We start from the raw sequence: 7,872 nt of genomic DNA on the forward strand, positions 1-7,872 counted from the left end.
CCGCCGGTGGAAAATCAGCTCCAGGCGTGCAGCGGCGGATTTTCGCCGTTGAGGAAATATTTGCCGAGGATCGAGTATTTCCAGCGCACCGGATCGTGCAGCGTGTGCGTGCGCGCGTTGCGCCAATGCCGGTCGAGATTGTGCTCGGCCAGGGTTGAGCGGGTCCCTGCCAGTTCGAACAGCTTGTTGGTGGCGGCGATGGCGATCTCTGTCGACAGGATTTTTGCCTCGGCAGTGACGATCTGGGCGTGCGCCACCGTCTCGGCTGTCGGCTCGGCCACTGCCCGGTCGATTGCATGACCGGCCTTTTCGAGCAGCGCCTGCGCCGCGTGCAGGCGCAGCGTCAGGTCGCCGATGGCCTGAATGGTGTAGGGATCGTCCCAGGCGTTGTCGACGCCGCTGTCGATCCAGGCGCGGCTTTTGGTCCTGACGAAATCGACCGTCTCGTCGATCGCCGCCTGGGCGATGCCGGTGTCCACGGCCACCTGGATGATCTGGAAGATGGCGCCGTCGGCGGTCGGTTTGTCGTAGCCCTTGTAGCCGGGTACCAGATGCGTCTTCGGCACCTTGACGTTGTCGATGATGACGGTGCCGGACAGGGTCGTGCGCTGGCCGAAGCTCGACCAGTCGTCGATGACGGTCAGGCCGGGTGCGCCGCGGTCGGCGATCGCATACCAGGCGCGGCCCTCGTCATCGAGCGCCACGATCGGCACCAGATGGGCGAGCAGCGCGCCGGACGAATAGAATTTCCGGCCGTTGACGACCACATGATCGCCGGCATCGGTGAAGCGGGTCTCAAAATCGGCGGCGCGCTTGGAGCCGAACTCGGAAAAGGCGTTGCCGAACCGGGTGCCCTTCAGCGCTTCGGCGAACAGCAGCTTCTGCTGGTCCGCGTCGGAGACGGTGCGGATGGCAGCGACGACGCCGAGATGGTTCTGCGCAACCTGGCCGATCGAGGAATCCGCCGCCGAGATGATCTCGATCACCTTCGCCAGCGTCGCATAGGACACCTCCGGCCCACCGAATGCCTTGGGTACATTGATCGACCACAGGCCGCTTTGCGAAAAGGCATCGAGTTCGGCGACCGGCCAGATCCGTTCACGGTCGCGCCGGGAGGAGTCCTTGACGAATTCGGCGGCGAGCGCATGGGCAACCGCAATCGCCTCGGCGTCGTCCTTGATGATGTGCGCCGGGGCGATCGGCCTTGCGACTGGCGGCACGGCGGCGGAAGCCTTGTCGGTCTTGACGGTCGAAACGGTCATTTCACTGCTCCTTGGGATTTCGATTCAGGCAACGGCGTGGAGATGGGCGGGCTTGGTGGCGGGTGACGCCTGTTGCCCGGGGTTCGATTGACCGAGATAGAAGGCCCTGATGTCCTCGCGCTGGCGAAGCTCGGGGGCCGCGCCGGCGAGAACGGAAACGCCGTTCTCCAGCACCGTGGCATGGTCGGCATATCGCAGCGCCACTGCGGAGTTCTGCTCGGCGACCAGGATGGATAGGCCAGTCTCGCGGTTGAGTTTTTTCAAGCTCTGGAAGATGTCCTGGACGATGATTGGCGCGAGCCCCATCGACGGTTCGTCCAGGACGAGCAGCCGCGGCCGCGACATCAGCGCCCTGCCGATGGCGGTCATCTGCTGTTCGCCGCCGGAGGTCAGGCCGGACAATGTCCGGCGTTTTTCCCGAAGCCTCGGGAAATAGCCGTAGATCCGTTCGAGATCCCCGTTGATCTCGGCGCGGCTGCCGCTGCGGCCGATGCCGCCGGCGATCAGATTCTCCTCGACGGTGAGGCTTTTGAAGCAGTGGCGGCCTTCCAGCACCTGAACCAGCCCGGCGCGCACCAGATCACCCGGTTTGCGGCGCGAGACATCCGAGCCGTCATAGCGGATGGTGCCGGCATTGACCTGGCCGCGTTCGGCCGGCAGCAGGTTGGAGACGGCCTTCAGCGTCGTGGTCTTGCCAGCGCCATTGGCACCGAGCAATGCCAGTATCTGGCCGCGCCTGAGCTCGAAACTGACGCCATGCAGCGCCGTGATGGCGTGGTTGTAGGTGGCATGGACCGTGTCCACAGCAAGAATGACGTCATCGTTCGGCATAGGCTGTTCTTTCGCGGTTCGAAAACCGAACAGGTCGGGCGCCACGGAAACTTGGTCCGCGACGCCCGGCACTGACTGATCAGTTGGTGGTCACAGCATTGGCATCGTCGGCGGTGCGCAGCTTGATGCCCTTCTCGGCGGCGTAGGCCTCGGCGGACTTCTCGATGATTGGCCGCAGCAGCGCCCAGTCCGGCGCGATCCAGTCGGAGACGACGTTCCACTTCTTGCCGTCCCACTGCTGGAAGGTCACGTAGCCTTCGCCTTCATGGTTGTCCCAGCTGACATTGATCGAGTGGAACAGGTCCTTGGCGCCGAGCGCCTCGACCTTGGCCGGATCAAGCTTGAGATGCTCGAAGCCCCAGCGGACCTCGTCGCCGGTCAGCGTGCGGTGGCCGAACTTCTCCTGCGCGATCCGGATCGCCTCGACATTGAGGATGCCGTTGACGATGCCGAGATTGTGGTAGACCGAGCCGATGCGCGCCTTGTCTTCAAGGTTACCCTTGCCGGCGCCGTAGACCGTCTTCACGATCTCCTGAACCACCGGGTAGGAGTTGCCGGAAGCCTGCGTGGTGATGGCGGTGTAACCCTTGGCGGCGTCGCCGGCAGGGATGACATCCTCTTCAGAATTCGACCAGACATTGCCGACGATGTGATCGACGGGATAGCCGACCTTGACCGCCGTCTTCAGCGCCACCGGGTTCATCACACCCCAGCCGCGCAGGACGACGAAATCCGGCTTGGCGCGGCGGATGGTCAGCCACTGCGACTGCTGCTCGTTGCCGGGATGCGGCACCTCGATCTGCTGCACGGTGAAGCCGTATTTCTGCGCCAGCAGCTCATAGATCGGGATGGTCTCCTTGCCGTAGGGCGAGCCGTGATAGAGCACGACGATCTTCTTTCCCTTCAGCTTGTCGATGCCGCCTTCCTTGGAGGCGATGTAGTTCACGATGCCTGATGTCTCGCTGTAGGGATTGAGCAGCAGCGGGAAGACGTAGGGGAAGACACGCCCGTCGGTGGAATCGGTGCGGCCGTGGTTGACGGTGATCAGCGGCACCTTGTCGGCGGTGATGCGGTCAATCATGGCATAGGCGATGCCGACCGAGAGCGGGTTCCAGGCGGCGGCGCCGGCATGGCTCTTCTGCCGCTCGTAGCATTCGACGCCGCGCTCGACCTCGTACTGGGTCTCGCATTCGTCCCAGGTCAGCTTGACGCCGTTGACGCCGCCGTCGCGGATGTTGATGAGGTTGAGATAGTCGATGAAGCCGCCGAAGAAGCCGGTGCCGCCGGCCGCGTAAGGCCCGACGCGATAGCTCTGCAGCGGAAAATATTGTTCGTCGGCGTGCGCGGCGGGCAAGGCCACCGACACGATCATCGCCGCGGACAACGCCGCCGCCTTGATTGTGCTGAGGAAAGTCATGGTCGAGGTACTCCCGGTATGGGCCGTCTTGTTCGGCCCCTTGTTCATTTTCCGATGGGATTCATTTTCAATGCATCAGCTCAAGTCGACTGCCAGGCGAACAGGAGCCGTCTTCGGACCCTGTCCCACAGCGCCACCAGCCCGTCGGGCTCAAGGATCAGAAACAGGATGATGAGCGCGCCCAGAACGATGCGCTGGCTCATGTCGAGCACGCCCGAATCGAAGAGATCGCCGAGCAGGAAGCCGCCGAGGCGCGACAGAGCGAGCGGGAAAACCACGATGAGGGCGGCGCCGAAAAACGCGCCGCGGATCGAAGCCAGCCCGCCGATGATGATGATGAACAGGATTTGGAACGACCGATCGAGATCGAAGCCGTCCGGCTCGACGGTCCTCAGATAGGCGAAGGCCCAGATGACGCCTGCGACGCCGATGATGAAGGACGAGATGGCGAAGGCCAGCAGCTTGGTCTTCAGCACCGGGATGCCGATGATGCGGGCGGCGGTTTCATTGTCGCGGATGGCGATGAAGTTGCGACCGGTCTGCGACGAGACCAGCCTATAGGCAAGGAAGGTCAGGACGGTGACGATTGTCAGCGCGAAGAGATAGCGACCGATGGCGCCGTCGAGCGCGAAACCTGAGATCGACAGTCTCGGCGCGTCGATGACGCCTGACGCCGAGTTGTTGGAGAACCAGCTGAACTTGGTCAGCGCCCATTGCACGAAGAACTGCGCGGCGAGCGTCGATACTGCGAGATAAAAACCCCTCAGCCGCAGGCTGGGCAGGCCAAAGACGATGCCGATCGCGGCGGCGACGATGCCGGCCAGGAAGATGCTGCCGATCGGCGGCAGGCCCTCGACGCGCAGGTTGAAATTATAGGCGGCGAAGGCGCCCGCCGCCATGAAGGCGGCACTGCCCAGCGAGACCTGGCCGGCATAGCCGGTGAGAATGTTCAAGCCCACGCCGGCGAGGCTGAGCGCCAGGAACGGCAGCAGGATGGCCTCGAACAGATAACTTGAGCCGATCAGCGGCACGACACCATAGGCGAAGGCGAGCAGCAGGACCGGTACGACCCATTTCGGCAGCACCGGCGCGGCGACGAAATCGCTTGTTATCGCGGTCATCGTTCAGATCCTCTCAACGAGCTTCTGGCCGAACAGGCCGGAAGGGCGGATCAGCAGGAAGACGAGCGCGACGACATAGGCAAACCAGCTCTCGATGCCGCCGCCGAAATAATCGCCGATATAGACCTCGGCGAGCTTCTCACTGGCGCCGATCAGAAGCCCGCCGACGATGGCGCCGAGGATGGAATCGAAGCCGCCGAGCACCAGCACCGGCAGCGCCTTCAGCACCACCAGCGACAGCGAGAACTGCACGCCGAGGCGTGCGCCCCAGAGCAGTCCCGCCACCAGGGCGACAAGGCCGGCGGCAGCCCACACGGTGGCCCAGATCAAGGGCAGCCTGAGGCCGACCGCGAGGGCCGCGAACTGGTCGTCGGCAACGGCGCGGAAGGAGAGGCCGATGCGGGTGTAGCGGAAGAACAGCGACAGCAGGAGGACCATGCCGGCGGCAACCACCGCGGCAAAAATGTCGAACTGGCTGATCAGCACGCCGCCGATTTCCAGCGGCACGTCCTCGATGCCGAGATCGAGGCCATGGACCTGCGTGCCCCAGATCAGCTGGGCGGCGCCCTCGATGATGTAGGACAGGCCGAGCGTCGCCATGAACAGTGTGATCGGCGGCTTGTTGGTCAGTGGCCGCAGCACCGTGCGCTCGATGGCGACACCCATCGCCACCATGATGGCGAAGGTGACCGCCAGCGCCAGCGCGAACGGAATACCGCGCTCGACGAGGCTGACGAAGGTGAGTGCCGCAAACAGCAGCATCGCGCCTTGCGCGAAATTGAGCACGCCCGAGGTCTTGTAGATGAGCACGAAGCCGATCGCGACAAGCGAATACATGACGCCTGAGAGCAGGCCGCCGACGAGCACTTCGATGAAGAATTGGTAGTCGAAATCGGCGATCATATGCCTGCCCCGTCCTCATTGTCCGAGGCGACGCCGAGATAGGCATCGATGACGCGTTGGTCGTTCCTGACTTCATCGGGCGTGGCGTCGGCGATCTTGCGGCCGTAGTCGAGAACGGCGATGCGATCGGACAGACCCATGACGACGCCGACATCGTGCTCGATCAACACCACGGTGGTGGCGAAACGATCGCGCGCGGCACGGACGAAAGACGCCATCTCGCTCTTTTCGCTCGCTGTCATGCCGGCCATCGGCTCGTCCAGCAAAAGCAGGCGCGGCTCGGCCACCAGCGCGCGGGCCAGTTCGACACGCTTCTGCAGCCCGTAAGGCAAGGTGCCGACAAGACGGTCGCGAATGGCGGTGAGATGGAGGAATTCAAGGATCTGTTCGGCACGGCTGCGTGAATCGCGCTGCTCGCCACGCGAGCGGCCGATGCCGAGCACCTGGCCGGCAAAGTTGGAGCGAACCTTGTAGGCAAGGCCAGAGGCGACATTGTCGAGGACGCTTAGGCCCTTGAACAGTGCGAGATTCTGGAAGGTTCTGGCGACGCCGAGATGGGCCAGCCGCTGCGTCGGGACCTGGGCATAGGAGGTACCGTCGAGCCGGACATGGCCGCGATCCGGCCGGTAGACGCCGCTGATGACGTTGATCAGCGAACTCTTGCCGGCGCCGTTCGGGCCGATGATGGCACGGATCTCGCCTTGGCGGACCGATAGGTCGATATCGGCCAGTGCCACGACGCCGCCAAAGGACAGGCTGATGCCCTGAAGCGAAAGCAACGGAGAGGCGGCGGCAACGGACTCTGCCGGCCTGGCGGCATCTTCGAACGACTGCTCCGGCCGCTGGTCTGACGGCAGGCCGCGCGCAAAGACCTCCGGTGCATAGGCGGAAGCCTCCATCACTCCGAGCGTATAACTGGGCAACGGCATTCCAATCGTCCTCGATTAGGCGCGCAAAATCCTGTTGCCGCCCGACGGATCAGCGCGCCGGGCAAGCTTCGTGCGTGCGGGCCGGCGCCTGTCCGGCGTGCCTATGGGGTGACTATTCCGCCGCCAGCGACGCCGCCGCCTCGGCGTGTTCCAGTTCGCGAACGAGCGGGATGACATGCTTGCCGAAATACTCGACCTCCTCCTGGAAGTGCAGGAAACCGAGCAGGATAAGATCCGCACCCGCGCGCTTCAGGTCGACGACGCGTTGAGCGACCTGCCTGGGGGTGCCGATCAGGTTCGAGCGGAAACCGTCATTGTACTGGACCAGATCGTCGAAGGACGATTTCGCCCAATTGCCCTCACCTTCCGGCGAGGCCTTGCCGGCATTCTTGACCTCATGGCCAAAAGCATTGACCGCGTCGGGATTGGCCTCGGCGATGATTTCGGCGAGCACCGCCCTGGCCTCGTCCTCGGTCTCGCGAACGACCGCGAAGGCGTTGACGCCAACTTTGACGGAATGGTTATTGGCCTTCGCCTTGACTCTGATATCATCGACCTGCTTGGCGATCTCGGCCGGCGTGTTGCCGTTGGTGAAGTACCAGTCCGAGACGCGCGATGCCATGTCGCGCGCGGCGCGCGACGAGCCGCCCTGGAAGATTTCGGGTACTTGCGGCGGTTTCGGCTTCAGCGAATACTCATTGAAGCGGTAGAAATCGCCACGGAAGGTGAAGCTGTCTTCAGTCCATATTCCGCGCAGCGCACGGATGAATTCCTCCGAGCGGCGGTAGCGCTCGTCATGGTCGAGCCAATGCTCGCCGATGGCGTGGAACTCGCCGCGGAACCAGCCGGAGACAAGGTTGATCGCGACGCGGCCGTTGGTCAGGTAGCTGATGGTGGCGATCTGCTTGGCCGCCAGCGCCGGGTTCCATGGTCCTGGCAGGATCGCTGCGATGACCTTGAGCGTCGTGGTCGCCGCCAGCAGATCATGGCTGAACGCCACCGATTCATGCTGTTCGTCGGCGCCGTAGCCGGCCGTGAAACGTATCTGGCTAAGCGCGTAGTCGAAGCCGGCCTTCTCGGCGATCTGCGCCAGCTTGCGATTGTACTCGGCAGAATGGTTGGTGCGCTGCTCGATGTTGGAAATCACCAGGCCGCCCGAAACATTCGGCACCCAGTAGGCGAATTTGATCGGATCGGCTTCTGCATGTGCCATGAACTGTCTCCCATTCAGGCCGTGTCGTTGATCGCTCCGGTCGCGCCGGCTCTGATATTTATTATGTTTATAGAATATATATACAAAGAAGGATTTTCCGTTTTTGGGGCGCTCTTGGGACGGAAATACCAATTTTCGCTGCCGAACCCGGCCCGCAGGTGTCAGCCCACGTGTGGACGGTGCGCGGCATTGGGGC

At 63.3% G+C, this 7,872-nt stretch carries 7 protein-coding genes; all 7 read right to left on the reverse strand.

Annotation, left to right across the window (positions count from 1 at the left end; all coding sequences use genetic code 11):
• Nucleotides 1-14: 14 nt before the first annotated feature.
• The 7 genes from EN879_RS16050 to sfnG all read right to left on the reverse strand — a co-directional run bounded on the left by EN879_RS16050 (nt 15) and on the right by sfnG (nt 7,676).
• The gene (locus EN879_RS16050) at nt 15-1,262 is read right to left on the reverse strand and encodes an SfnB family sulfur acquisition oxidoreductase (protein WP_063169861.1); all 1,248 of its coding nucleotides are present in this window, start codon (nt 1,260-1,262) and stop codon (nt 15-17) included.
• A 24-nt stretch (nt 1,263-1,286) separates the two neighbouring features.
• A complete protein-coding gene (locus tag EN879_RS16055) occupies nt 1,287-2,093 on the reverse strand; it encodes an ABC transporter ATP-binding protein (RefSeq protein ID WP_024501876.1) in 807 nt (268 codons plus the stop codon).
• A gap of 79 nt (nt 2,094-2,172) precedes the next feature.
• Nucleotides 2,173-3,510 carry an ABC transporter substrate-binding protein gene (locus EN879_RS16060; protein WP_013528156.1) on the reverse strand — a complete coding sequence of 446 codons (1,338 nt, stop codon included), beginning with the start codon at nt 3,508-3,510 and terminating at the stop codon, nt 2,173-2,175.
• An 80-nt stretch (nt 3,511-3,590) separates the two neighbouring features.
• Nucleotides 3,591-4,631, reverse strand: a complete 1,041-nt coding sequence (locus tag EN879_RS16065) for a branched-chain amino acid ABC transporter permease (protein WP_063169860.1) — start codon at nt 4,629-4,631, stop codon at nt 3,591-3,593.
• Nucleotides 4,632-4,634: 3 nt separating this feature from the next.
• The gene (locus EN879_RS16070; protein ID WP_032898718.1) at nt 4,635-5,534 is read right to left on the reverse strand and encodes a branched-chain amino acid ABC transporter permease; all 900 of its coding nucleotides are present in this window, start codon (nt 5,532-5,534) and stop codon (nt 4,635-4,637) included.
• Nucleotides 5,531-6,463, reverse strand: coding sequence for an ABC transporter ATP-binding protein (locus EN879_RS16075; protein WP_063169859.1), 933 nt, complete (start codon nt 6,461-6,463; stop codon nt 5,531-5,533). The genes EN879_RS16070 and EN879_RS16075 overlap by 4 nt, the downstream gene beginning before the upstream one ends.
• A gap of 112 nt (nt 6,464-6,575) precedes the next feature.
• Nucleotides 6,576-7,676: a dimethylsulfone monooxygenase SfnG gene (gene sfnG / locus EN879_RS16080; RefSeq protein ID WP_063169858.1), complete on the reverse strand. Its 1,101-nt coding sequence runs from the start codon at nt 7,674-7,676 to the stop codon at nt 6,576-6,578.
• Nucleotides 7,677-7,872 lie beyond the last annotated feature (196 nt).

This window comes from Mesorhizobium sp. M7A.F.Ca.AU.002.02.1.1 (assembly GCF_003998535.1).
In the GTDB taxonomy this organism is placed as follows: domain Bacteria; phylum Pseudomonadota; class Alphaproteobacteria; order Rhizobiales; family Rhizobiaceae; genus Mesorhizobium; species Mesorhizobium ciceri.

Excerpts from the sequence above, each read along its gene's own strand:
- EN879_RS16050 (WP_063169861.1), bottom strand. The coding sequence starts at position 1,262 with ATGACCGTTTCGACCGTCAAGACCGACAAGGCTTCCGCCGCCGTGCCG.
- EN879_RS16055 (WP_024501876.1), bottom strand. The coding sequence starts at position 2,093 with ATGCCGAACGATGACGTCATTCTTGCTGTGGACACGGTCCATGCCACC.
- EN879_RS16060 (WP_013528156.1), bottom strand. The coding sequence starts at position 3,510 with ATGACTTTCCTCAGCACAATCAAGGCGGCGGCGTTGTCCGCGGCGATG.
- EN879_RS16065 (WP_063169860.1), bottom strand. The coding sequence starts at position 4,631 with ATGACCGCGATAACAAGCGATTTCGTCGCCGCGCCGGTGCTGCCGAAA.
- EN879_RS16070 (WP_032898718.1), bottom strand. The coding sequence starts at position 5,534 with ATGATCGCCGATTTCGACTACCAATTCTTCATCGAAGTGCTCGTCGGC.
- EN879_RS16075 (WP_063169859.1), bottom strand. The coding sequence starts at position 6,463 with ATGCCGTTGCCCAGTTATACGCTCGGAGTGATGGAGGCTTCCGCCTAT.
- sfnG (WP_063169858.1), bottom strand. The coding sequence starts at position 7,676 with ATGGCACATGCAGAAGCCGATCCGATCAAATTCGCCTACTGGGTGCCG.